The sequence below is a fragment of the Mucilaginibacter dorajii genome (assembly GCF_024808255.1).
GTDB classification, from domain to species: domain Bacteria; phylum Bacteroidota; class Bacteroidia; order Sphingobacteriales; family Sphingobacteriaceae; genus Mucilaginibacter; species Mucilaginibacter dorajii.
In genome coordinates this window covers 224,312-249,944 of the sequence record NZ_JANTYS010000009.1, presented here as the reverse complement: position 1 = coordinate 249,944, position 25,633 = coordinate 224,312, and the positions used below count along the sequence as shown (strand labels likewise).

21 protein-coding genes and 1 tRNA gene are annotated in these 25,633 nt (G+C 43.0%); 8 read left to right on the top strand and 14 right to left on the bottom strand.

Going from position 1 to position 25,633, the window contains the following annotated elements; genetic code table 11:
* Window positions 1-15: 15 nt before the first annotated feature.
* The 5 genes from FHS10_RS14705 to FHS10_RS14685 form a co-directional block, all read right to left on the bottom strand.
* Window positions 16-1,221 (bottom strand): efflux RND transporter periplasmic adaptor subunit, encoded by a 1,206-nt coding sequence (locus tag FHS10_RS14705; RefSeq protein WP_259091726.1) that lies wholly within the window; start codon window positions 1,219-1,221, stop codon window positions 16-18.
* A 138-nt stretch (window positions 1,222-1,359) separates the two neighbouring features.
* On the bottom strand, window positions 1,360-2,952 hold the full coding sequence (locus FHS10_RS14700) for a hypothetical protein (RefSeq protein WP_259091725.1): 1,593 nt from the start codon (window positions 2,950-2,952) through the stop codon (window positions 1,360-1,362).
* Window positions 2,953-3,065: 113 nt separating this feature from the next.
* Window positions 3,066-3,194, bottom strand: coding sequence for a hypothetical protein (locus FHS10_RS14695; RefSeq protein ID WP_259091724.1), 129 nt, complete (start codon window positions 3,192-3,194; stop codon window positions 3,066-3,068).
* A 373-nt stretch (window positions 3,195-3,567) separates the two neighbouring features.
* The gene (locus FHS10_RS14690) at window positions 3,568-4,020 is read right to left on the bottom strand and encodes a MarR family winged helix-turn-helix transcriptional regulator (protein ID WP_259091723.1); all 453 of its coding nucleotides are present in this window, start codon (window positions 4,018-4,020) and stop codon (window positions 3,568-3,570) included.
* Window positions 4,021-4,056: 36 nt separating this feature from the next.
* Window positions 4,057-5,640 carry a DHA2 family efflux MFS transporter permease subunit gene (locus tag FHS10_RS14685; protein ID WP_259091722.1) on the bottom strand — a complete coding sequence of 528 codons (1,584 nt, stop codon included), beginning with the start codon at window positions 5,638-5,640 and terminating at the stop codon, window positions 4,057-4,059.
* A 257-nt stretch (window positions 5,641-5,897) separates the two neighbouring features.
* On the opposite strand from FHS10_RS14685, the gene FHS10_RS14680 reads away from it, so the two are divergent.
* Entirely contained in the window at window positions 5,898-7,265 is a 1,368-nt protein-coding gene (locus FHS10_RS14680) for a DNA recombination protein RmuC (protein ID WP_259091721.1), read from the top strand.
* 434 nt (window positions 7,266-7,699) lie between these two features.
* Here the strand turns inward: FHS10_RS14680 and FHS10_RS14675 are convergent, their stop codons facing one another.
* Together FHS10_RS14675 and thiL are read right to left on the bottom strand one after the other, a co-directional pair.
* Window positions 7,700-8,146 (bottom strand): hypothetical protein, encoded by a 447-nt coding sequence (locus FHS10_RS14675; RefSeq protein ID WP_259091720.1) that lies wholly within the window; start codon window positions 8,144-8,146, stop codon window positions 7,700-7,702.
* Window positions 8,147-9,193: a thiamine-phosphate kinase gene (gene thiL / locus FHS10_RS14670; RefSeq protein ID WP_259091719.1), complete on the bottom strand. Its 1,047-nt coding sequence runs from the start codon at window positions 9,191-9,193 to the stop codon at window positions 8,147-8,149.
* Between the two features lie 216 nt (window positions 9,194-9,409).
* Between thiL and FHS10_RS14665 the strand changes: the two genes are divergently transcribed.
* Entirely contained in the window at window positions 9,410-10,843 is a 1,434-nt protein-coding gene (locus FHS10_RS14665) for a DNA/RNA non-specific endonuclease (RefSeq protein WP_259091718.1), read from the top strand.
* Window positions 10,844-11,323: 480 nt separating this feature from the next.
* Here the strand turns inward: FHS10_RS14665 and nadA are convergent, their stop codons facing one another.
* On the bottom strand, window positions 11,324-12,316 hold the full coding sequence (gene nadA / locus FHS10_RS14660; protein ID WP_259091717.1) for a quinolinate synthase NadA: 993 nt from the start codon (window positions 12,314-12,316) through the stop codon (window positions 11,324-11,326).
* Window positions 12,317-12,724: 408 nt separating this feature from the next.
* On the opposite strand from nadA, the gene nadB reads away from it, so the two are divergent.
* Window positions 12,725-14,317: an L-aspartate oxidase gene (nadB, locus tag FHS10_RS14655; protein ID WP_259091716.1), complete on the top strand. Its 1,593-nt coding sequence runs from the start codon at window positions 12,725-12,727 to the stop codon at window positions 14,315-14,317.
* Window positions 14,318-14,419: 102 nt separating this feature from the next.
* Here nadB and FHS10_RS14650 read toward each other — a convergent pair.
* Window positions 14,420-14,492, bottom strand: a tRNA-Gly gene (locus FHS10_RS14650).
* Between the two features lie 72 nt (window positions 14,493-14,564).
* Between FHS10_RS14650 and FHS10_RS14645 the strand changes: the two genes are divergently transcribed.
* On the top strand, window positions 14,565-15,077 hold the full coding sequence (locus FHS10_RS14645) for a gamma carbonic anhydrase family protein (protein WP_259091715.1): 513 nt from the start codon (window positions 14,565-14,567) through the stop codon (window positions 15,075-15,077).
* On the opposite strand, the gene FHS10_RS14640 is transcribed toward FHS10_RS14645, so the two are convergent.
* The 5 genes from FHS10_RS14640 to FHS10_RS14620 all read right to left on the bottom strand — a co-directional run bounded on the left by FHS10_RS14640 (window position 15,067) and on the right by FHS10_RS14620 (window position 21,943).
* Window positions 15,067-16,713 carry an Ig-like domain-containing domain gene (locus FHS10_RS14640; protein ID WP_259091714.1) on the bottom strand — a complete coding sequence of 549 codons (1,647 nt, stop codon included), beginning with the start codon at window positions 16,711-16,713 and terminating at the stop codon, window positions 15,067-15,069. The genes FHS10_RS14645 and FHS10_RS14640 overlap by 11 nt on opposite strands.
* 115 nt (window positions 16,714-16,828) lie before the next feature.
* On the bottom strand, window positions 16,829-18,691 hold the full coding sequence (gene mnmG / locus FHS10_RS14635; protein ID WP_259091713.1) for a tRNA uridine-5-carboxymethylaminomethyl(34) synthesis enzyme MnmG: 1,863 nt from the start codon (window positions 18,689-18,691) through the stop codon (window positions 16,829-16,831).
* 482 nt (window positions 18,692-19,173) lie between these two features.
* Window positions 19,174-19,419, bottom strand: a complete 246-nt coding sequence (locus FHS10_RS14630) for a CBU_0592 family membrane protein (RefSeq protein ID WP_259091712.1) — start codon at window positions 19,417-19,419, stop codon at window positions 19,174-19,176.
* Window positions 19,420-19,421: 2 nt separating this feature from the next.
* Window positions 19,422-21,290 carry an ABC-F family ATP-binding cassette domain-containing protein gene (locus tag FHS10_RS14625; protein WP_259091711.1) on the bottom strand — a complete coding sequence of 623 codons (1,869 nt, stop codon included), beginning with the start codon at window positions 21,288-21,290 and terminating at the stop codon, window positions 19,422-19,424.
* Complete coding sequence (locus tag FHS10_RS14620; RefSeq protein WP_259091710.1) at window positions 21,287-21,943, bottom strand: oxidoreductase; 657 nt, start codon at window positions 21,941-21,943, stop codon at window positions 21,287-21,289. Before FHS10_RS14620 ends, FHS10_RS14625 begins: the two co-directional genes overlap by 4 nt.
* 320 nt (window positions 21,944-22,263) lie before the next feature.
* Between FHS10_RS14620 and FHS10_RS14615 the strand changes: the two genes are divergently transcribed.
* From FHS10_RS14615 to FHS10_RS14600, 4 genes are all read left to right on the top strand, one after another.
* Window positions 22,264-22,974, top strand: a complete 711-nt coding sequence (locus FHS10_RS14615; RefSeq protein ID WP_259091709.1) for a pirin family protein — start codon at window positions 22,264-22,266, stop codon at window positions 22,972-22,974.
* A gap of 89 nt (window positions 22,975-23,063) precedes the next feature.
* Window positions 23,064-23,840 (top strand): MlaE family ABC transporter permease, encoded by a 777-nt coding sequence (locus FHS10_RS14610; RefSeq protein WP_259091708.1) that lies wholly within the window; start codon window positions 23,064-23,066, stop codon window positions 23,838-23,840.
* A 1-nt stretch (window position 23,841) separates the two neighbouring features.
* Window positions 23,842-24,633 carry an ABC transporter ATP-binding protein gene (locus FHS10_RS14605; RefSeq protein ID WP_259091707.1) on the top strand — a complete coding sequence of 264 codons (792 nt, stop codon included), beginning with the start codon at window positions 23,842-23,844 and terminating at the stop codon, window positions 24,631-24,633.
* Entirely contained in the window at window positions 24,630-25,382 is a 753-nt protein-coding gene (locus FHS10_RS14600) for an MlaD family protein (protein ID WP_259091706.1), read from the top strand. The genes FHS10_RS14605 and FHS10_RS14600 overlap by 4 nt, the downstream gene beginning before the upstream one ends.
* The last annotated feature ends 251 nt before the right edge of the window (window positions 25,383-25,633 follow it).

Genomic DNA, 25,633 nt, shown 5'->3' with positions numbered 1-25,633 from the left:
ATAAAAAAGATAGGGTTATTTAAGGTTGCCATAAACCGATGCAGCACTCACTACATTGGTTTTAATAACGGTGCCATCCTGTAAATTGCCAGAACTTTCCAATATGATCTTATCGCCGGCTTTTAAGCCCTGGGTAACCACATAAAATAAACCCGCGGTATTATCCATCACCTGTATAGCCACATTTTTGATCTTATTTTGCGCGTCAACCACGTAAACAAAACGCTTGTCCTGTAATTCGTAGGTAGCGCTTTCGGGTACTAATAACGCGGCTTTCACTAAATTAGGAATGCGCACAACCGCGCTGCTGCCACTGCGGATCAAACCCCGTGGATTAACAAAATCGGCCCGCACATTGGCTGCGCCCGTTGCGGTATTGATTAACCCGTTTACCGTCTCCACCTTGCCGGCATGCTCATAAGTAGTGCCATCGGGCAAAATAAGTGATACAGGCGGCAGGCTCGCCAGCTTGGTTTTAAAGGATGTTTTATTCAAACTATCGCGACTAAAATCTAACAGCTGCTTTTCATTAAGCGCAAAATAGGCGTAAATATTGGCTGTGTTATAAACCGTAGTCAACGGGTCTGTGGTACTGCTGGTAACCAGGCTGCCCAATTTATAGGGCAACGCGCCAATAACCCCGTTTACCGGGCTGGTGATGGTGGTATAATTTAAATTTACTTTGGCATTGGCCAGCGAGGCTTTTGCCTGGGCTAATGCAGCTGCTTTAGTTTGTTCGGTGAGTTGGGCCGATTCCAGTTCATAAGCACTGATGATATCTTTTTCTACCAGGGGCTTTACTTTTTTTACCTGCATTTTAGCAAGGTTCAGGTCAGCCTCGGCTGTTTTAATGCCAGCCGCGGCAGTACGTACATCCTGCTCATACTGGGGCGCGTTTATTTTAAACAGCAGCTGCCCTTTGGTGACGATGGCTCCTTCATCCACATAAATTTTTTCTACATAGCCGTCAATCTTCGGCCTGATCTCAATATTTTGCTGCCCCTGGATACTGGCGGGGTAATCAACATTTAGGGTTGCCTGCCGCGGCTGCAGCTCCATCACTTTATAATCCAAAACCTGCGCGGGCGCACCCGCAGCAGCTTGTTTATTACTGTTACCACACGATGAAATTACAGCGGTGAACGACACCGCAATGATAAGGCCGGCGGCATGGGGCAATAAAGAGAGAGTAGATTTTTTGCAGGAAGAGTTAAAAAACATGAGTATGTGTTTATCAAAAATAAATGCAGGGCAAACCGAACGCCGGTTTTCAGCATTTATTGGGTATAGACGCAAAAGAGGGGCGGTTTGTTACAACGGCGGTGGATTTAAAACCTACCACCTGTGTGTTTAGGGTCATTAATCCTTTCTTACAATGGAATTGTTCACCTCAATCTCGTTCAGTAAACCGGGGTTACTTTTTGAATTAAAAGGGTAGGGGTTATCGCTTTTAGCCCGGGTAATTTTATCAAGGTCGGTATCAACCTGGTTTAGTTGTTTAATCAGGTTATCTATTGATGATAAGTGGGCATTGTAAATTTTCACCTTGGTATTATAGGCGGTAACCTGGTCGTTTTTAGCCAGCGCAACGGTAGTTTTCGCGGTATCTGTCAATTGATAATTGTACGGACTTAAGTTGGCCACAGTAGTTACCACAGGCAAAATGGCAGAGGAGTCGGCCCTTGATAGTTTGGCAAGGCTGAGGGCGGCCGGGTTGGGGTTATAGCTGATCAGGTTTTGATATTCGCCCAATATAGATGATTCCAGCTGGTGCTCATGAGCATAGGTATCATTGATGATATTGTTTTTGGTATTATTTTTAAAGCCATTGAACAACAGCGATGTAAAATCATATGCCTTGGTACGCATCACCGCGTTTTGAACAGAATAATAATTGCTAAGCGTTCTGTCTTTGGCGTACAACAGCCCAAGGTTTGAACTGATGAGCTGGAAGCCCGGGTTACTGCTGATAGAAAGATCTGTTTGGTTGCCAAAATTATGGTATTGTTTGCCATAAACTTCCAAATCATCTATACGCTCGTAGGAACATAAAAAGTACAGGCGGTAACGCTGATATTCCTGGTCGGGATTATCAATTTGCGCGTAACAACGTTGGATGAATGATTTTACCGCCTTATCATCAAAAACCTGGTAAATATTTGCGGTTGGAGTAGGTTTCCAGCGCAACAGGGAAAGCTTCCCTTTAAAATCAAGTTCCACCGTGTTGGCGTTCGAAAAATTATCGCACAGCTTACCTAAAAAATAGGCCACCTGCGCGCCGGCCTGTACCTCGTGTTTGGTATTTACCAGGGCATAAAGACTATCCTGTATGGTTAAATAGTTTTCATTACTGTTCCAAAACGAAGGCTCAAGCGGTGGTAACAATAGCCGGTTTGTTTTGGTATCTACAAAAATGAACGTGCCTAAGGGATACACGTTTTGAAAGTTGTTCTCCAACAATGTAAAACCACTTACGGCCGTTGAATCCATTTTAAGCAAAAAATTTAATACTTTGTTGTTTTGCAGTTGCAGGCTCAGGTTTTGTAACGATTCAAAACTGGCGCTTTGCTTTTCGGGGATAAGCACGGGGATATAAAACAGCTGGTCTTTATGCTGATCAAGATACTGGTAATCCCGCTTTACAATGGCCGATGTTTGATCCTGCTGGTCTTGTCCGTAAAAGGCTATAGTGTCCCCTTTGCTTACCGTAATTCGCCTGATATCCTCCTCATCGGCCTTAAAGCGGCCCAATGACTTTACTTTAAAATTTCCTGATCTTTTTGAGACCCTGTAAAAAACAGTCAATGCGTTTTTCGACGTATTTTTGATCTTAAACTTTATGCCATCGGCTTTGGCCCCTCGGGGAAGAAGGGTTAACAGCAACAGGGCGATCAATAAATAAACAGGATTTGAAGTTTTAGTAACACCGGGGTTTTCAGCGGGCAAATACATAGGTACAGATTTAAATACTACCGGCTATCTTAATTGGTTTTTTTGCCGATAGCATAGCGAGTTATACCTATACAACAATAGTTTACCCCCGTAATTGTTTTGCCACAGCAATTTTACGATTGGGTTTGTTTTGCCCCGATTACTCCAACAGCATATTCAGCTCCTGCGCGTTGGCCGGCCTTGGGTAAACGCCGGGTCAACTCGCGCCAGTTGGCATCTTTAGCATAGATCTTTTTAAGCATGGCTGCCGCTTGCGGTACGTGTTTATTGTTGGTCAGGGAGATGACATGCTATTCTGAGTTATAAAATTTCGCTAAATTCTGAAGGTGGCATGACAATCGACTTTACTCCCACTGTCATGCCGAACTTGTTTCGGCACCCCACATGCTAAGTATACTTCATGCTGGCAAACCGCCCTGTGGGGTCCTGAAACAAGGAGGATGACTTCCTTTTTTATAACTTGTCACGGGTAGGAACGAAGCAATCTCATGCTCTATAGGGGGCGGATCTGTGCAGTTCGCGATTGCTTCGTGCCTCGCAATGACATTGCTTTATATTGCCATTCTACCTTCAGAATTTAGCGAAATTTTACAACTCAGGATGACAAACAGTTTCTTAAATAATCCCCTCGGCCAGCGAGTTGTTCATTTTTGCCAGCATTTCAATGCCGGCTTTAATATCGGGGTCGGCAATATCCCGGGCAATGGTGAGGTAGCAGTGCATGGCCAGTGGCTTCAGCTGGTTTTGTAATTCGCGGGCTTTATCGGTTAGCAGGATAAGTTTGTTACGCCTGTCGACTTCATCTTCCTTGCGTACAACAAGGCCGCCCTTTACCATGTTATCAATCAAATAGGTCATGCTCGATTTATCTTTAAAAAGCAGATCGGCAATTTCCTGCTGGTTGACCCCCTCGTGTTGAAGCACTTTCATAATTTCAAGCACCTCAAAACTGATATTGATATCTGCTTCTTTTAATTTAAGCTGAAACATTTTGCGCAGCCTGTACTTCAATTCGTAAATCGACTGGCAAAAATCAATCACAAGCTCCACTTTTTTATCGGGTTCCATAAATGCAAACTTAACGTTTTTGATGCTTTAAATAGGTTAATGCGCGGCATCCGCCAGGCTTACTTTTCCGCCCGATTTTTTGATCGCGATCAGTACTATCGGCACAAAAACAACAAACACCAGGCCCACCATCATAAAAATATCCATGTAAGATAGCAGGGTTGATTGTACGTAAACCGAATTATCAATCATTTGGTAGGCCGTTTTTCGCGCTGCCAAACTATCCAGTCCGTGGCCGCGCATACCGGCAGCCAATTGGCTAACCCGGTTCTGAACCTTCAGGTCATTTACATCCAAATGGCTGATCACATCTACCCGGTGAATGCTGGTTTCCCTTGATAAAAAAGTGGAGATTAAAGCCACCCCAAAAGAACCACCCAACTGGCGCATCATCCCGGTAAAAGCCGCGCCCTGTCCAATTTCCTGCCCTTTTAGGGTAGATAGCGACATGGTACTAACCGGTACCGATAGTAAACCCATTCCCAGTGCCCTTACCATCAGCGGCCAAAAGAAATCGCCGGCGCTGGTATCGGGCACAATGATCCGGTAGCACATCATACAAAAAATGTAAAAGATAAACATGCCCATGGCTATGAGGAATTTCTGCTGTACCCCTTTTTGAATCAGTATGGCCACCAAAGGCATCATTACCGCCACAAATAAGGTGCTGGGCAGCTGCAGTAGCCCGGCCTGTTGGGCCGTCCACCCTAATAAAGATTGCGTAAACAGGGGGATCACAAATGTGGAACCAAAGGTACCGAAGCCCATTACAAAGGATAAGATAACACCCATGCGCAAATTGCCGTTTTTTAATACCCGAAGGTTAACCACCGGAAACTTGGCTTCCAGTTGCCGCCATATAAAAAGATACAGCCCCAGGAACGCGCTTACACATAGGGTGATGATCAGCTTACTGTTAAACCAATCGTCTTCCTGCCCTTTTTCTAACACATATTGCAAAGATGAAATACCTACTGTCAGTAAAAAGATACCCAGCCAATCAACCTCGCTGGCCGATCTTTTGGCACCATATTTGGGGCTGCGCACATATTGGATAGTAAGGATAGCCGCCAATACACCCACCGGGATATTGATATAAAAAATAAAAGGCCAGGAATAATTATCAACTATAAAACCACCAAGCGGCGGACCCAAAGTTGGCCCAACAATAATGCCCAAAACATATATAGCCTGTGCCATAGCCCTTTTATGTGGCGGCCAGCTTTCGGTAATAATGGTTTGCGATGTAACCAGGAGGGCACCACCTCCCATACCCTGCAAAAACCTGAAAATTACCAGTTCGCCAATGGAATGCGCGTTACCGCACAGAAACGAGCATACCGTAAATATAACCACCGATGCAGCGAAATAATTTCGCCTGCCAAACTGCTGCGAAAGCCAGCTGGTTAACGGGATCACAATAACGTTGGCTAATGAATAGGCGGTAATAACCCAGCTAATCTCGTTCAGGGTGGCGCCTAAACTGCCACGCATATTATTAAGGGCAACGTTTACTATGGTGGTATCAATAATTTCAAGCAGGGCGCAAAAAACGCATGTTATGGTAATGATCACTAAGCGGGGCCCATGCTCCACTAATGATTCCTGTTGATTTTGCATCAGTAAAATATTTTGCAACAAAGTTAAAATTCAAACAGTTTAAATTCAAACCAATATTATAATCTGTTTGTAAAACCACAACGGTTTTTCACGCAAAGCTCGCAGAGGCGCAAAGCAAAAGCTGAAATACCTGGCGGCTTTGCGCCTCTGCGTGAAAAAGATATTAGTTCATTGTCACCTTATTATTTGTTCTCTGCCCTAAAACCTTATCTCTTTACTAAAAATATTACTTTAAATTTGCTAATATTTTTATCAAAATGAGTGCTGATATCCTAATGATCGCGTCGGTTATTATCCTGCTGATAGCCGTTTTTTTATTCATCAAAAAACCGAAAGGCATTGAGCTGATCTCACCCGAAGAACTAAACAAGCTTAGGAATGATCAGGACCTGCTTAAAATATCTTTGGCCAAGGCCGAGGAAAAAGCCAGCGGCCTGGCCAGCGAAAAGGAAAATATCACCCAATTACTTAAGGACGAGAAAAATCGTTTGTTAGACGAGCTGCTGTACGAACGCACACAACTGGCCGAGGCTAATAAATCATTGGAGAGTGCCCGGGCGTATTACCGGTCGCAACAGGAAAAGATGCAGGAGCAGAAGGTTGAGATTGAGCAGATCCGCGTGCAGTTTCAGCGTGAGTTTGAAAACGTGGCCGAAAAACTCTTGAAGGAAAAATCAAAAGAGTTTATTGATGTGAACCGCAATAACCTCGATATGATCCTTAATCCGCTTAAAGAAAACCTGAAAGCTTTTGAAGATAAGGTAGAAAAGGTTTATAACATGGAGGCCGCCGAGCGCAACACCCTTAAAGGTGTAATTACTCAACTGATGGACCTCAACAAACAGATAAGTGATGAGGCACAGAATTTAACAAAAGCCCTCAAAGGTGATAACAAAAAACAAGGCAACTGGGGCGAAGTTATTTTAGAACGTGTATTGGAACGATCTGGACTCGTGAAAGACCAGGAGTACCGCATCCAGGCGGCTATGCAGGCCGCCGATGGTACCCGTTATCAGCCCGATGTGATCATCGATCTGCCGGATGAAAAACACCTCATCATCGACTCCAAAGTATCCTTAATCGCTTATGAACGCCTGGTAAATGCCGAAACCGAAGAAGACCGTAAGCTTTTCGCCAAGGCCCACGTGGAGTCGATCAAAAACCATATTGGCGGCTTATCGGCCAAAAAATACCACGATCTGTACAAGATCAACTCGCCCGATTTTGTGCTGCTTTTTGTGCCGATAGAATCCTCTTTCAGCATAGCTGTTCAGCTGGATGGCGAATTGTTTAATTATGCCTGGGATAAAAAAGTGGTGATTGTAAGTCCGTCTACCTTGCTGGCTACCCTGCGCACCATCGCCAGCATGTGGAAACAGGAGCGCCAAAACCGCAATGTGCTGGAAATTGCCCGCTTAAGCGGCGATATGTACGATAAATTTGTTGGTTTCCTGGGCGATATGGACAGCATTGGCCGCAACATTAACCAAACCCAAACGGCCTATACCAGCGCCATCAATAAATTATCAGAAGGCCGTGGTAATTTAACCACCACTGCCGAGAAGATCAAGAAACTTGGGGCTAAGGCTGATAAGCAAATTGATGGGAAGTATTTGGAGGAGTAGGCGAAGCCCCCCAACCCCCTAAAGGGGGAGTGTTGTAATTGAACTGCTTTTAGACCTCATGTCATTGCGAGTATCCATCAAGGTATCCTTGAAAGAAAGAGTTATGACGTCGCCAATGCGCTTGTGTAGAGACGCAATATTTTGCGTCTCCCTCCTGCAAATGCACCACGCAAATTTAAAATCTCACAAATCCGCTCTGTATAGCGGGAGACGCAAAATATTGCGTCTCTACAAAAAAGCAATACTGGAAATCAATAACTTACATGGACGTCATTATAAGGTACGAAGCAATCGCATGCTCTACAGGGCGGATCCGCATAGTTCGCAATTGCTTCGTTCCTCGCAATGACATAGCTTTATGTTGTTATTCCACCTTCAGATTTTCGCGAAATTTTACAACTCGCAATGACATGGTGTTGAATTATTTTGAACATTTAATTCACCACCGTCCGCACCCTGTTAAACCAGGGTTTTGCCTCTTTAGAAAAAACCAAAGCCATCGCCAAAAGCTCAATAATAACCTCCGCAACAAATATAGTAAGTAATACCGCCGGGGTTTTGTAGGTCGCTACCGTCTGTGTTTGCTTCACAACAACTGCCGGGTGTGTAATATTAGCCACCAGGGCATAAGAGTTTAGCAAAATCAATATCAGCAATACTACCCTTGCCCATTTGCGGCCTTCGCCGGTTACAAAAACCAGGTAGATCAAAAAGAAGGCGATAAAAATAAACGCGGCCAGGTTAATACCATCTAACAGGTTGCTTGCCATTTGCAGCGCTACGGCCAGGTAAAGCAATAAAGTACCAATAACCACCTTTTGCGGCGCTTTGCCATCGGGGTGGTTATTGAGGTAAAAACTATCCAGTAATTTATTGGGCATTTATTCTGATTTTTTGAACGCGTTCCATCCCTGGGCTTTCAATGGGTGCGAATTACCCGATGCAGTGACCAGGTTACAGCCTGCAGAAGCCTCGGTAATATGGCCTATGATGGTGATGTCCATTTTAAACTTGATCTTGTCGTAGTCGGCTTGTTTAACAGTGAAAAGAAGCTCGTAGTCTTCACCACCACTCAGCGCGCACACCGTTGGATCAAGGTTAAATTCGCGGGCTGTTTCGTAGGTCATTGGGTCAAGCGGGATCTTTTCTTCGTATAAATTACAGCCTTTATCGCTTTGCTTACAGATGTGCAATATCTCGGACGCCAAACCGTCGGATACATCGATCATCGCCGTAGGTTTTACATCGATGTTTTTCAGCAGTTCCACAATATCCCTGCGGGCTTCAGGTTTTAACTGGCGTTCTACGATGTAATCCTTGCCTTCCAGGTCGGGCTGAATATTGGGGTTTTCCAGGTAAACCAGTTTTTCGCGTTCCAGCAATTGCAGACCTGTATAGGCTCCGCCCAGATCGCCGGATACGCAGATCAGGTCGCCTTCGCCGGCACCGTTGCGGTAAACCACATCGGCCTCATCGGCATAACCTATCGAGGTTACGCTAATCACCAAACCTTGTTTTGATGATGTAGTATCGCCACCAACCAGGTCTACTTCATATTTTTCGCAGGCGATGTAAATGCCTTCGTACAATTCTTCAATAGCTTCTAAAGGAAACTTGCTCGACATCCCGATAGAAACCGTAACCTGCGAAGCCGTGCCGTTCATGGCATAAATATCGCTCAGGTTTACCTGGATGGCTTTATAGCCCAAGTGTTTCAATGGGGTATAAGCCAGGTCGAAATGGATGCCTTCCAACAACAGGTCGGTACTGATCAATGTTTTTTTACCTTCAAAACTCAATACCGCGGCATCATCGCCTACACCTTTGATGGTGCTGGCCTGGCCCAGTTTTATATTTTTGGTAAGGTGACTGATCAGCCCAAATTCGCCTAAATCTTCCAAATTGGTTCTATCCTGGTTTTCAAACATATCTTTTTATGATTACACCCCAATACGGGTTGCGTAGATGATCTTTTTATTTAGCGTGCAAAAATACAAATTACTTTTTGCTATTGTAAGGCCATATCATGTACAGCCCCCTTCTGTAAATATTTTGATAGATAGCGCCTTAATCTACCCCAACTACAAAAAATTAACATTTAGTTAATCTACAATAAAGAGATTTGCTTCACAAAATATTCATATATGAAAATCAGAAATTTATTTATCGTTTTAAGCTTATTGCTGGTTGTTGCCAGTTGTAAAAAAGACCTGCAATCGCCTCATAATCCAACCAAAGGGAGCGATAGTACCGGCACTACCCCAACTCCTGTTCCGTACACGATTACCGAAAACTTTGAAACCGGCAGTAAAGCCGCTTACGCTATAGCCAACGTTCAGTTAACCACCGGACTCTGGAGTTTCAATGACGCCGTTATTGGCAACCTGGCAACCGATGTTAAGGATGGCGCAAAAGCTGTAAGATTACGCGCAGGCGATATCACCATGAAATTTGATATCAAAGGCGTTACCCAAATAAGTATTAAACACGCCAAATATGGTGCCGACGCTGCATCAACCTGGCAGTTAATGATGTCGACAGATAGCGGTACTACCTTTACTCAATTAGGTACCGATATTGCCGAAAATAACACCAGCCTGGTAACCGATTCTTTTAAAGTTACCACCACCGCGAAAGTGCGTTTCCAGATCAAAAAGCTGGGTACTACCCGTATCAATATCGATGATATCACCTTCAAAGGCCTTGGCGATCCGGGTTTAACGGTTGGTACCCCTGATGGCGGTGGTCCCGATACTACCGGAAATACCGGCACAGCCGCACCGGATAGAGGTGTTACAGCCGGTGCCGATGCCCCGCCTGCAACAGGCGATAATAGTAATATTTTGTTAGGCAATCCATCTGATGCACAGCCAACTATCGCCATGAATAATAATTACCTGATAGATCAGAAATATTATGAAGAGTCATACAGCAGCACCCGTGGTACACCCAATTGGGTAAGCTGGCATTTAGATGCTACCAATATTACCAACGCCAGTGCCCGCCTAAATAATTTTGGAGGATTTAACGGCCTGCCAACCGGATTTTATGAGGTTGAAAGTAACAGCTATTCCGGATCTGGTTTTGATAGAGGCCACAATTGTCCGTCAGCCGACAGGACAAGTTCGACCGACGCTAATTCAGCAACTTTCCTGATGACCAACATGATACCGCAGGCACCGCAAAATAACCAGCAAACCTGGGCCAATCTTGAAAATTATCTGCGCGAGCAGGTGGTAGCCGGCAACGAAATTTATATTGTGATGGGCAGCTACGGCACCGGTGGCACAGGCTCAAGCGGATCGGCCAATACCATCACCAGCGGCCATGTTACCGTACCAAGCAACGTTTGGAAGGTAGCCGTTATAGTACCCACCGGTGATGGCGACTTAAATCGCATAACGGCCACAACCAGGGTTATCGCTGTAAACACACCCAATATCAATACCATCAATTCCGATTGGAAACAGTACCGTGTAACCGTGCGTGATATTGAAAAAGCCACCGGTTACAATTTGCTTTCTAATTTGCCACAGGCGGTGCAGGATGTGGTGGAAACGAAGAAGGATGATTTGTAAATAATATGCTCTAAATCATGTCATTGCGAGGTACCTACTCATGACAAGTTGTAGACCCAGACTTACGAAGTTTTAAAAACTTCGTAAGTCTCTCGTCGTTTGGTCATTTCCACCTTTACAGTCCTCCGGATTTTAAAACTCGCAATGACATTTTAATATAACTTTTTCCGCGGCGCAACCCCAACGTGACCCAACATACTGCCGAAGGCAGAAAATTTTTGAGAATTTAGGTGGTCTTTTTAAAACCGGGGCAATCTTTATGCTCCATACCGCCGGAGGCGGGAAAAATTTTAGGATTTTTAGCTGTTTTCACAATTACAGGAGTTTAAAAAAGATCCGGCGCAACAATATATTTATATCCGCCTTTGGCGGAAAAATTTTTTGAGTTTTTAGGGGTATTATTAAACAAATAATTTATCCAGCGTCATTGCTTCGTACCTCGCAATGACGTTTATTTATATTGCTGTGTTGAAGATAACCTTATAACCCCAATCTTGCCGAAATCTCCAGCATGCGTTCAATTGGTTTTACTGCTTTTTCAATAATGTGCTCTGGTACAGTAATTTCCGGCATCCCGTTTTTTAGGCACAGGTACAATTTTTCTATCGTGTTGCGCTTCATGTGCGGGCAGTCGTTACAGGCACAGTTGTTGTTTGGCGGCGCCGGTATAAATGTTTTATCCGGGTTTTCCTTTTGCATCTGGTGCAAAATACCGGATTCGGTTGCTACTATAAATTCTTTATCCGGGTGGCTGCCTGCATATTTTAAAATCCCTGTTGTCGACCCAATATAATCGGCCATTTGCAGTATCACATCCTCACATTCGGGGTGGGCCAGTAGTTTGGCTCCCGGGTGTCTTTCTTTGAGCTTGGTGATCTTTTCACGACTAAAAATCTCATGTACCATACAGGCCCCATTCCACAATACCAGGTCGCGGCCGGTTTTTTTGGCTACATACGCGCCAAGGTTTTTATCGGGGCCAAAAATGATCTTTTGATCCTTTGGCAGGCTCTCCACTATACCTACCGCGTTGCTCGATGTGCATACAATATCACTTAAAGCTTTCAGTTCCGCCGTACAGTTTACGTAGGTGATCACCAGGTGATCGGGATAGTTTTCCTTAAATTTTTTAAACAAATGAGGCGGACAACTATCTGCTAATGAGCAACCTGCCTTTAAGTCTGGCAGTAAAACCTTTTTTGTTGGTGATAGGATCTTGGCTGTTTCGGCCATGAAGTGTACACCGGCAAATACGATAACATCGGCATCGGTTTTAGCAGCTTGCTGCGATAACCCAAGGCTGTCGCCAATATAATCTGCAATATCCTGAATATCGGGATCCTGGTAGTAGTGGGCCAAAATGACTGCATTTTTTTCCTTTTTTAATTTTTCAATTTCATCAAACAGATCAAGCGTGGGGTCAATGTATTCGTCCACAAATCCTGTCACATTTATTTCTTCGAAGGTATCCATTTCAACAAATCAATTAATAACAACTAATTTTTTATATAAATAAAACTATTGTTTGTTATGGTGTTAGTTATGTGCAAAAGTGAGTATAGTTTTTGTTTTAAATGTTAGTTTTCACATTTTATTAACACTTATCAACATGTTTTGGGTTTGTATTCATTTGATTTTGTGATTTGTATGACAATCAAATTTTACTTTTAAAAGTTATATGTTAATATTTTGTTGGTGTGTAAAATGTTAGCTTTGGTGTTTAAACTATGCAAAAGTCGCTCAAAAATTGTTCAGTTAACAGCCCAAAAACGGGGTTATCCACACATTGATTATTTATTAGCTTTTTGTTTACACGAAATTAACATGTTTTACCCCTGTTATTAACACAAGTAGTACTTTTACACAACATACACGTATAATATGACCCGAACTGTTGATTTCCTGATCGTGGGATCAGGCATTGCCGGACTCAGTTTTGCCCTTAAAGCTGCAAAACATGGTAAGGTTCTGATAGTTACCAAATCAAACGAAGATGAATCAAACACTAAATACGCCCAGGGAGGTGTTGCGGTGGTTGTGGATAAAAAAGAAGATTCTTTTGAAAAACATATAGAAGACACCTTAATTAGCGGTGATGGCCTTTGCGACCGTGAAGTTGTGGAAGCCGTTGTTAAAGAAGGTCCGGAGCGGATTAATGAAATTATTGATTACGGAACCAATTTTGACAAGACAAACGAAGGTATTTATGACCTGGCTAAAGAGGGTGGCCACTCCGAATTTAGGGTGCTCCATTATAAGGATGTAACGGGTTTGGAAATTGAAAGATCGTTATTAGAAGAGATCCACAAAAATCCCAATATTGAGATACTAACACATTATTTTGCTGTTGATTTGATTACACAACACCATTTAGGTGAGTTGGTAGGTAAATCAAGTACCGATATTACCTGTTATGGTATTTACGCGCTAAATACAGAGACCAATGCTGTTGAAAAGATCTTATCAAAAGTAACGGTGATGGCAGCCGGTGGTGCAGGGCATATTTATTCCATTACCACCAACCCAACCATTGCCACCGGCGATGGTGTTGCTATGGTTTACCGCGCAAAAGGTAAAGTGCGCAATATGGAGTTTATGCAATTTCACCCTACAGCTTTATATAATCCGGGAGAATATCCATCCTTTTTAATATCAGAGGCGGTGCGTGGTTTTGGTGGTATTTTAAAGCGTACCAATGGCGAGGAGTTTATGCAGGAGTATGATTCGCGTAAATCACTGGCACCAAGGGATATAACAGCAAGGGCTATTGATGCCGAGATCAAAAAATCGGGTGAGGATTTTGTTTATTTAGATATTCGTCACCGCAGTAAAAAGGATATTTTAAATCATTTCCCTAATATATATGCCAAATGCCTGGAGATAGGTATCGATATGACCAAGGATATGATCCCTGTAGCGCCGGCCTGTCATTACATGTGTGGTGGCGTAATGGTTGATCATGTTGGGCAATCATCTATATTAAGGTTATATGCCTGTGGCGAATGCTCATCAACCGGCTTACATGGTGCTAACCGTTTGGCATCCAATTCGTTATTGGAGGCGTTGGTTTTTGCACATCGTATTTATGAAGATGCGGTCAAACAATTCGAAGATAATGTGATCCCTGATAATATTCCGGATTGGGACGAGCATGGTGTACAGTTATCAAACGAAGATATCCTGGTAACACACAATGTGCGCGAAATGCAAAAGCTAATGAATGACTACGTAGGTATTGTACGCTCCGATTTCAGGCTGGAAAGAGCATTGCGTAGGTTAAAGCTGCTTTATGAAGAAACCGAAGATTTTTATAAAAAGACAAAATTGTCTGTAAAACTGTGTGAGTTGCGTAATTTGATTCAGGTATCGTTCATCGTAGTAAAATCGGCCATGTTACGTAAGGAGAGCAGGGGCCTACATTATACAACGGATTATCCGGTACACGCGGAAGAGGTTAAGGATACGGTGTTTTAGCCAGTTATTGAGTTCTAATAGAACCGTTATTGCGAGGAGGCACGACGAAGCAATGACGGGTAGATAAAATGACGTACAAGAGGAAATATAAAGAGAATTAAGAGCGGAAAACGGGATTCGAACCCGCGGCCTTCAGTTTGGGAAACTGATGCTCTACCAGCTGAGCTATTTCCGCTTAAATTTGCATTCAAACATAAAGAAAAAATCACTAATTCACCCACTCACTAATTCACTAATTAAAAAACATATGCCTGTTATATTACCTGTTAAAGATAAAAGCCCAAGCTGGGGAGATGATTGTTTTATTGCGCCTAATGCTACTATTGTTGGCGATGTGGTAATGGGCAATAATTGCTCGGTTTGGTTTAACGCGGTGATTCGGGGGGATGTGCATTATATTAAGATAGGAGATAATACCAATATACAGGATAATGCCTGCATCCACGCTACTTATTTAAAGGCACCTACCAATATTGGCAGCAACGTATCTATAGGGCATAACGCTATTGTGCACGGCTGTACGGTTCATGATCATGTGCTGATAGGCATGGGCGCCATTGTGATGGATGATGCCGTGGTTAACGAGTTTGTGATCATAGGTGCAGGCTCCATAGTATTGGAGAAAACCATTTGCGAAAGTGGTTTTCTATATGCAGGATCGCCGGCTAAAAAGATAAAGCCCTTAACCGACGAACAAATAGCGCTGCTTAAGAAGCTCCCGAATAATTATATCATGTATTCGGGTTGGTTTAAGGAGTAACGCGCTCCTTAGGTACTACAATGGGCTCCTCGGCCTCCCAATTGGGGCGCAATACTATTTCTTTTTCGTTTATCCAGATGTTTTCTGGTTGCTTTTTTAAATGCACATTACCGCTATCCCATTTGCCGTTGCGGTTTTCGTCGTACACAACGCGTACCACATATTTGCCGGTCAGGATAGCTTTATAGGCTATTAACTTATTTTTGGTGATGGGGTCACTTTGAAGTATTACTTTTTGTTCGTTTAGCAACTCAACCACATAAGCCTTTGAAGTATCTGGCACCGTAACTTTTAAAGTTAATGAGCTATAGTTTTCGGGCTTATCAACGGTGAATCTTTTGAAGCTATATTTATTTTTGGTGCCGTAAATATCGGTAAAAGCGCCGGCAGCAAAATCGAGTTCGTATTTGGCATTTTGCCGCCACCTATATTTAAGGGTTAAACTTTTGACACCGCCGGTATCTTTTTGTAAGGTATAGTCTGATGACCCTAAACCAATAGAATCTTCCTTTAGGGTAATTTGTGCCGCATCGATATTATCTATCGGCAGGTTGCTGTAAATTTTAAGATCGGTACCTGGTTTCAGTTTATCGTTAGATATGTTGTATTTAAACTGGAATACCCTGGTAAACGTTTCCTTGAGCTGTTTCTTTAAAAAGGTAGTATCAACAGGTTTGCCATTGTCATATACGGCTACCCTTATCGAATCGAAATTCATGTACTTTACAAATACGGAAGCGGTATCCTTGGTTTTGCTGAACTCTACGTATTTCTGGTTATTAATATCAGCCGGGTAAAGAACTTTTAAGGAGGGGTTCAATAAGGCCTTATTGAATATAAAAAGCATCTTACCATCTATATCAAATCGTTTTTCAGAAAACCTGAATTTTTCTGGGTTTTGTTTAAACAGGTTCAACTTAACATTCGAGGTATCTGTTTTAAGGTTGATCGGCTTTTTAAGAAAAGCGATCAGTTCATTATCATTATCAAAAATTTTATTTGGGCTTGCTTCCTTCAACGCGTAAATACGGTACTTGTCTTCATGTAAATTATTCAGACTAAAATTACCCGATGAATCTGTTGTTGTGAATATGGCGGGTTTCTTTTTGCCAAATAGGAGGGAGTCCTGTTTCAAAGGAAAAATCATTACGGTGATATCTTTCTCTTTTTCCTGGGTGAGGGTGTTGGTCACCGTACCGGATATGCTCAACGAATCTATATGCGGACCGGTTGAAAAAACGTAGGTGAAATTTTTCATCACGTTACTTTCGTTCACGTCTTGTATGGCTTTTCCAAAATTAATCACGTAAGTGGTATTTTTTTGGAGCGTATCTTTTAACTGGATGCGCAGCTTCTTTTTGTTGGCCGTGTACTCGGGTTGTTTTTCCATGGCGGGGCTCATGGTAATTTCCTGGTAGGCATTGCTCAGTTTTATAAACTCGTCAAATTCCAGGTTAATTTCTTTGCCTACAAAATTTCTTGTTTTATTAGCCGGCGTTGCCTTCACCAAAACCGGTGGGGTAACGTCTCGTGGCCCGCCCTGGGGCTGTTGTTGCGCCGCGCAGCCGGAAAGGAGCAAAATGATAAAAAAGGCGAAGGAAAAATTGCAAAAATTAACCCGTTTTTTGTTTAACATAGTTTTTAGGCGATATAAGCTACTTTTATATTTTTACGACCTGTAATATTAAAAAATCAAAATAATTGATTTAATGCGATTTTTTATAAGTTACTAATTATCAGTATTTTATGATTTATCTTGATACATGAACCAGTAAAACTGAAATATCAGACGGCGAAACGCCCGAAATCCGGGAAGCCTGGCCTAAAGTGCGCGGTTTTATACGCGCCAGTTTTTCGCGGGCTTCTTTTGATAACGATACTAAAGTTTGATAATCAAAATCGGGATTGATGGCTCGGTCTTCCATTTTCTTCATCCGGTCAACAATCTCCAATTCTTTTATAAAGTAACTCTCATATTTGATTTTTATTTCAGCCTGCTCAATAGTTTCTTTATCATAGGCCGATAGCAATTCAGTTAAACCACTATCGGCTTTTTTCAGGTCGTTAAAACCAACCTGCGGGCGGCTTAATAAATTGAAAAGCTTGGCTCCCTGGTTAATGGCCGATGTACCTAACTCCTCCAATAAACCATTTACTACGGATGGATCAATAGACTTGCTGCGGGTGTAGGCAACAATATCATCGGAGTTTTTAACCTTTTGATTTACCTTTTCTAAACGCTCATCGCTGATCAATCCCAAATCATGACCCATAGGGGATAGGCGGATATCCGCGTTATCTTGTCTTAATAACAAACGATGCTCGGCCCTTGAGGTGAACATACGGTAGGGTTCTTCGGTACCTTTAGTTACCAGGTCATCTATCAATACACCGATGTAGGACTCTGATCTTTTAAGGATCAATTCATGTTTATCGTTGATCTTTTGGTGTGCGTTGATGCCTGCAATAAAGCCTTGTGATGCTGCTTCCTCGTACCCGGTGGTACCATTGATTTGCCCGGCGAAGTACAGGTTGCTGATCAATTTGGTCTCCAGTGTTAATCCTAATTGGGTAGGCGGGAAGTAATCATATTCGATGGCATAACCCGGGCGAAACATTTTGGCGTTCTCAAATCCGGGGATTTGGGTGAGCGCTTTGTATTGTACATCCTCGGGCAGGGAGGTTGAGAAACCATTTACATAGATCTCTACGGTGTTCAATCCTTCGGGTTCTACAAAGATCTGGTGACGGTCGCGCTCGGCAAAGCGGTTGATCTTATCTTCAATAGAGGGGCAGTAACGTGGCCCTAAACCTTTAATTCTACCGGTAAACATTGGCGACTTTTCGAAGCCTTCTTTCAGCGTTTCGTGTACATTGGTATTGGTGTAGGTGATCCAGCAGCAACGTTGTTCCTTAATCATTTCTACATCGGTGTACGAGAACCTACCACGATCTTCATCACCCCATTGTTCTTCCATCAGGGAATAATTCAGGCTCCTGCCATCAATGCGGGGAGGGGTACCAGTCTTCATTCTGCCGGCATCAAAACCCAATTCATTGAGTTGTTCGGTAAGGCCTGTTGCCGATTTTTCGCCTGCCCGGCCTCCTCCAAATTTCTTCTCACCTATGTGAATGATACCATTTAAAAAGGTACCATTGGTAAGCACAACAGAGTCTGCTTCTATCTCTACACCCAAGGATGTACGTACACCAGCTACCGTATTTCCTTTAACTAAAAGAGAGGAAACGGTGTCCTGCCAGAAGTCTACATTGGGTGTTCTTTCCAATGCCAAACGCCATTCTTCAGCAAATCTCATCCTGTCGCTTTGCGCTCTGGGGCTCCACATGGCAGGGCCTTTTGACTGGTTCAGCATCCTGAATTGGATAGAAGTTTTATCTGTAATAATGCCAGAATATCCTCCCATTGCATCTATCTCGCGCACTATTTGCCCCTTGGCAACACCGCCCATAGCGGGGTTACAACTCATCTGTGCAATGGTGCCCATGTTCATAGTAATGAGCAAAACAGACGATCCCAGGTTGGCTGCTGCCGCCGCCGCTTCACAGCCTGCATGCCCTGCACCAACTACAATTACATTGTATTTCCTAAACATTTTATACCTCCATGTTCCACGTGGAACAGTAAAATTCTTGTATTAAATTGATTTAAATAATGAATATTCAAAACGATTTTTAGCCCTTTATTATATATAACCTTTAACGTTCTTCGCGCAGAACTCGCTAAGGCGCTAAGAAAAATACTTTGCGCCTTAGCGATCTTTGCGCGAAAATTTCCTCTTTATTTGAGGTGATCCTTGTATTACTTAAACCAATGTTCCACGTGGAACATTGGTTTGTTTTAGCAAAATAGTTTAATCATATACACTGATCCAGGTGTTGTCGCTGTAATTTATACCCGATGTTCCACGTGGAACATCGGGTATAAGCGTTTATTTCCCTTTGATTATTGTTTACTATTTCTTTATTTAAACGTATACGTTAGTCGTTTTTTAATAGCTAATTAAATAGCTATTATTAGCTATAATTCACTTAATAATGGTGGTATTTACAGCTAAACATCGCAAAATTAGCGCCTTTATACCGATGTTCCACGTGGAACCCTTAATAATGACACCAATGCTACAGTACCCCAAACGCCTTCTAACACCACAAAAGGGTAGAAGCTTACCATGTACGATGCATAGCAGCAAGTGCCTGCACCAATTAAATTCAATAACATATATACCCTGCTTTTGGCCGATAATTTATTTGATAAATTAAGTACAAAAGCGATCAAAAGGATGATCACACCTATAGATGCTATGATATCAGATGTCTTCATTTTTATGCTTCATTTAACTCAATCAGTTCCATCCAACGGGCGCTTTTTGCATCCAGTTTTTTGGTTAATTCTGTTATTTGGGCTACGGTTTCGTTGAGCTTTACAAGCTCAATGCCTACCTTGTTTAACTCTTCGTTTTTAGCTTTTACCCGGTTTTCTAAAGCTGTAATTTCCGCCTCGATGGTCTCCAGCTCTTTAGCTTCTTTAAAGCTTAATTTACTTTTTTTAGCTACCGGAGCAGGCGCAGGAGTAGGGGCAACATTGCCTTTTTTGTTTTGCTGTTTAGCCTCGTCCAGCTCTACCCGGTACGATGAATAGTTACCATTATAGATACGTACATGACCGTTACCTTCCATAATAAACAGCTGGTCGGTTAGTTTATCTAATAAATATCTATCGTGCGATACCATCATTAATATGCCCGAATAGTTGGTTAAAAACTCCTCCAACACATTCAGCGTATCAATATCCAAATCGTTGGTAGGCTCATCCAGGATCAGAAAATTTGGATTCTTCATCAGGATGCTCATCAGCTGTAAGCGCTTCTTTTCGCCACCGCTCAGCTTAGATATGAAACCATATTGTTTTGCAGGCGGAAACAGGAACAAGGTAAGCAGGGCCGAGGCCGAAATCATTTTACCATCGGCCATGGTGATAAACTCCGCCACGTTTTTTACAATATCAATAACCCGCTCATCATCCTTAAAGGTAATACCTGACTGGTGGAAATAACCAATCACGGTAGTTTCTCCTTTGATCACCGCTCCCTTATCTGGCTGTAAACCGCCGGTAATAAGGTTCAGTAAAGTAGATTTACCGGTACCATTCTTCCCGGCTAAGCCAATCCGGTCGCCTTTTTTAAATACGTAGTTAAAATCGCTGATGTAGTTATTGCCATTAAAGCCTTTATACAGGTGCTCCATCTCCATGATCTTGTTACCCTGGCGTGCTGTTTTAACACTCAGTTCAACTTTATCACGGGCGCCACCTTGTTTTGTTTTCTCCTCCAGGTCATAATAAGCATCAATACGTGCTTTTGATTTGGTACCCCTGGCCTGCGGCTGGCGGCGCATCCACTCCAATTCCTTACGCAGTAAATTGCTGTTCTTTTGAAACGAGGCTTCATCAGAGGCATCACGCTCGGCTTTCTTTTCCAGGTAGTAGGCGTAGGTGCCATTGTAAGGCACCATTTTGCCGCGGTCAATCTCCAGTATCTCGTTACAAACATTATCCAGGAAGTACCTGTCGTGCGTAACCATCAATATGGTTTTTGATCCGTCGGTCAATAATTTCTCCAGCCACTCAATGGTATCGATATCCAGGTGATTGGTAGGCTCATCTAATATGTACAGATCTGGGTCCTCAATTAAAAGCTTAGCCAGGGCCAAACGTTTCTTTTGCCCGCCAGATAGGGTACTGATGTGCTGGTTAAGGTGGTGGATATCCAGCCTGCCCAAAATGGTTTTTATTTTGTACTCATATTCCCAGGCATCAACCTCGCTCATCTCTTCCATGATCTTTTCAAGCGCCTTGGCATTATCCGGGTCGTTTTCCAGTAATTCCTCGTACTTGCGAATCATCTGCTGCTGCACGTCATCGGCATGAAAAATATAATCGCTGATGGTAACGGCATCCTTAAAGCCGGGGTCCTGCTCCAGGTAACCCATGTTAAGGTCGCGGCTTTGAACCACCTTACCTTCAGTAGGTTTTATTTGCCCGGCTAAAATTTTTAATAAGGTTGATTTGCCGGCGCCGTTAACACCAACCAACGCTACCCTGCGGCCGCGGTTAATGCCTATGGTTGTATTTTTAAACAACCAGTTGTCATGAAATTGATGGCCAAGGTTCTCGGCAGATAGATAAGTACTCACGATAATTGTTTTATTTGATCAGACTCGTATATAAACGTGCCCGCATTGTTTTTAGTTGATTGTTTATACATGGCCATAGCCACAGCTTCGTCGGTAATGCTCCGGTACTTTTTCCAGCTGCCGGATAACAGGGGATCAATTACTTTATAGATAGCGATCAATGTTTTTTCCATTGGCCGCTGTTCCTGCCTGTCGCCAACTAACATGGACGGGCGGTAAATATGTAACGCGGGCAACCCCAGCTGCTGAATGTCGGCCTCGGTTTCGCCCTTGGTTTTGGGATAAAAAAATGATGACCCGGCATTGGCCCCGATGGACGATACCAGGTGATACTGCTCAACCCCATTTTTTAAAGCTAATTGAGCCAGGTGTAGCGGATAATCATGATCAATATGCCTGTAAACGACCTTATCCGGCGTTTTCTTGTTGGTTGTACCCAGGCAGCAAAACAGGGCATGCCCGTTTATAGCATCGGCATAGCTATCCAACTGCTCGAAATTGACCACCAGCTGCGTTAATTTTTTATGATTGAGATTGATTTTTTTCCTTACCAGGATCAAAACTTCATCATAAAAAGGTTCGTGCAGTAAAATATGGAACAATTTACTGCCAATTAGTCCGGTTGAACCTGCAATAATAGCTTTATTTGCCATTGATACTTAATTTTTTGCAAAAATACGCATAATTTAATAGGTGCAATTTTGTGAACGGCGTAGAAGACTCACCCGACGAGGCTGCGCCCGTCACCCTCTCTTCGGCTTCGCCGGAAAGAGGGGTTCGAAGATGATTTAGGTATTATAAACATACAATAAACCGTTCAAACCCCTCTTTCCACCGCAGGTGAAGAAGGGTGCCCCAGCGAAGCGATGGGCGGGTGAGTCTTCTGCGCCATGCAATATACGCCTCACTGTCTGCCAAAAATACATTGGCATGTCAATTGTATGTTTAAACATATATAAAAGGAAACATAACAATGAAAACAATATTTTATCCCGAAAATGATCGGGGCAAAAACGATATAGGCTGGTTAAAAGCCAATTTTTCTTTCAGCTTTGGCCCATATTACAATCCCGAATTGATGAGTTTTGGCGCTTTAAGGGTATTAAACGACGATGTTATAGCCGGGGGCAAGGGTTTCGGCCTGCATCCGCATGATAATATGGAAATAGTGACCATTCCGTTAGAAGGAGGCTTAGAACACCAGGACAATATGGGCAATAAAGGCGTGATCAACGCCGGCGATGTGCAGGTAATGTCGGCAGGTACCGGAGTTTATCACTCTGAATATAATGCTTCGGCAACAGATGCTGCCAAAACATTACAGATCTGGCTTTTCCCTAAAGAAAGGAATGTAACGCCTCGTTATGATCAAAAGAGTTTTAAAAATGAATTTGTAACCAATAGCCTGACCACATTGGTATCGCCCAATAGGGAAGAAGGAGGACTTTGGTTACACCAGGATGCTACCTTCAGCATGGGCAGCTTTGATGCCGGCCAATTATTAAATTACACTATAAAAATGCCGGGGAATGGTGCTTATGTGTTCCTGTTAGATGGTGTGGCCAAAATAAATGGTACAACATTAAACAAAAGGGACGCGGTGGGTGTTTATGATATCAGTTCATTTACAATTGAAACCGAAGAATTTTCCCGTTACCTAATTATTGACGTACCAATGTCATAAACCTTGCAAGCCGACCTCACTGGTTAATTTTCTTGAACTGCAAAACTTTTTGACCATACATTGTTGTATGTCAAATTATATCGTAAACTATGGCAGAACAGGTAATTACCGGCTGGAGGAAGTGGATGATGGGCATTGGCGAACAATGCGTTTTCTTCAGTAGGTTTTTCAGAAATATTTTTGCCGGCGGCTTCGAATGGTCGGAGTTTGTGCGGCAATGCTACGAAATAGGCTACAGGTCCCTGATGTTGGTGGGTATTACCTCCTTCATCATGGGCTTTGTATTAATCCTGCAGTTACGGCCATCGTTGGTTTCACTGGGCGCGGCCAGTATGCTGCCTAAAACCCTTGCTGTCTCTTTTGTACGTGAAATGGGCCCGGTTATTACAGCCATCATCTGCGCAGGCAAAATAGCATCAAGTATTGGTGCCGAGTTAGGCAGCATGAAGGTTACCGAGCAGATAGACGCCATGGAGGTATCAGGAGCTAATCCTATTCAATACCTGGTAGTTACCCGTATTATCGCTACCAGTTTAATGGTGCCCTTATTATCTATAATTGGCGATGTGATAGGACTTGTTGGCGGTTTCCTGGCACTTAACATCAATGATAGCATCAGCTTTACGCTGTATTTTCAGAAATGTATTGGCTCTCTTGATTTTTCTGATTTTCTCCCCGCGGTTATTAAAACTATATTTTTCGGCTTCGCGATAGGCTTTGTAGGCTGCTATAAGGGCTATAATTCAAATAAAGGTACCGAAAGCGTGGGTATAGCTGCTAATTCGGCCGTGGTTACCGCCTCGCTTTGGATTTTTGTGATTGATGCCATAGCTGTTCAGATCACCAGTTTTTTATTTTACAAATAACATGGCAGCAACAAAGGGAAATATCGAACCAAAGAAAAAAACACCTGCTGCTAAGGATGAGATAGTTATACATGCCAAAGGCCTCAAAAAGTCGTTTGGTGATAAAGAGGTATTGAAAAATATCACTTTCGACCTCAAGCGCGGCGAAAATATGGTGGTACTGGGCAAATCGGGCCAGGGAAAATCTGTTACCATACAATGTGTGGTAGGCATGCTCAAGCCAGATGGGGGCGATTTGGAGGTTTTTGGCGAAGGCGTAACTCAGATGAGTGACGAAGAACTTAAACAACTCCGTATTAAAATAGGCTTTCTTTTTCAAAGTGGCGCTTTATACGATAGTATGACTGTGCGTGAGAACCTCGAATTCCCGCTCACCAGGGTGTTAAAGCTGAAAGACCAGGCAGAGATAGACAAAAAGGTAGAAGAGGTGTTAGATAATGTAGGATTGCTTGACGCGATAGATAAAATGCCCTCTGATCTATCGGGAGGGATGCGAAAAAGAGTAGGGCTGGCCCGTACGCTGATTGTAAACCCTGAAATTATGCTTTATGATGAACCTACAACCGGTTTAGATCCCATTACCTCACGCGAGATCAGCGAACTGATATTGCATATGCAGCAAAAATATAAAACATCATCTATTATCATCACCCACGATTTGGAATGTGCCCGTATTACGGCCGACCGGATTGTTGTAATGAACGACGGCGAATATATAGCTGAAGGCTCCTGGAAGGAACTACAAAAGTCTGATAACGAACTTGTAAAGTCATTTTTTATCGAAACAACATGAAAACTACGTCATCTCAAAAAATAAAAATAGGATTGTTTGCCTTCGTAGGGCTGGTTGTGCTGCTATTGGCCGTATTTTTTATCGGCAGCAAAAAAAATATGTTTAGCTCAACATTTAACGTGTACGGCACCTTTAAAAATGTAAGTGGCTTACAGGTAGGGAACAATGTGCGCTTCGCGGGTATCAACATTGGGGTAGTAGAAGCAATTAATATAGTGACAGATAGTTCTGTTAGGGTTGATTTAACGCTTAACAACACCGTAAAAAAGTTTGTAAAAACTGATTCTAAGCTCAGCATAGGCAGCGATGGCTTGATGGGTGATAAACTGGTTGTTTTGGCGCCTGGCGGCATAACCAGTAACCAGGAAGTGGCAGATGGCGGTCGGCTGGCTTCTGTTAATCCGGTTGATGTAGACCGGATTATAGGCAAACTCACCCGCGTGGCCGATAACGCCGAAAAAATGACCGGAAGCCTTGCCGAAATTGTAGATAAGGTAAATAGCGGCAAAGGTAGTATAGGCCGGTTATTGAACAATGATAACCTTTCAAAAAGCCTGGAAAGCACCGTTGCACAAGCTAAAACAACGATGAAAAATGTACACGCCACCACAGGGACCTTAAATGAAGATTTGAAAGCGGCGCAATCAAACTTTTTGTTGAAAGGGTTTTTCAATAAAAAGAAAAAGGCAGCCAAGGCTAAGCAGGATTCTATTAAAAAAGCGCAGGAGAAACTGCAAAAGGATCAATAGCCCCAACCCCTAAAGGGCTACCGTGTACCCACATGTTGTTAAACTTTTGGCCACAATAAAAAGAGTTGTCATTTCGAACGAACCTGCAGGGATTTGTGCGCCGGAGGTGAGGAGAAATCTTCTACGTGCGGGCATTCGGCATAGCAAGGCGTCGAAGATTTCTCCTCGCTCACCGCTTTCCCCTGCGCATGCTCGTTCGAAATGACATTTTCTTTAATAAAAAAAATATGGGTACACGGTAGCCTAATGGG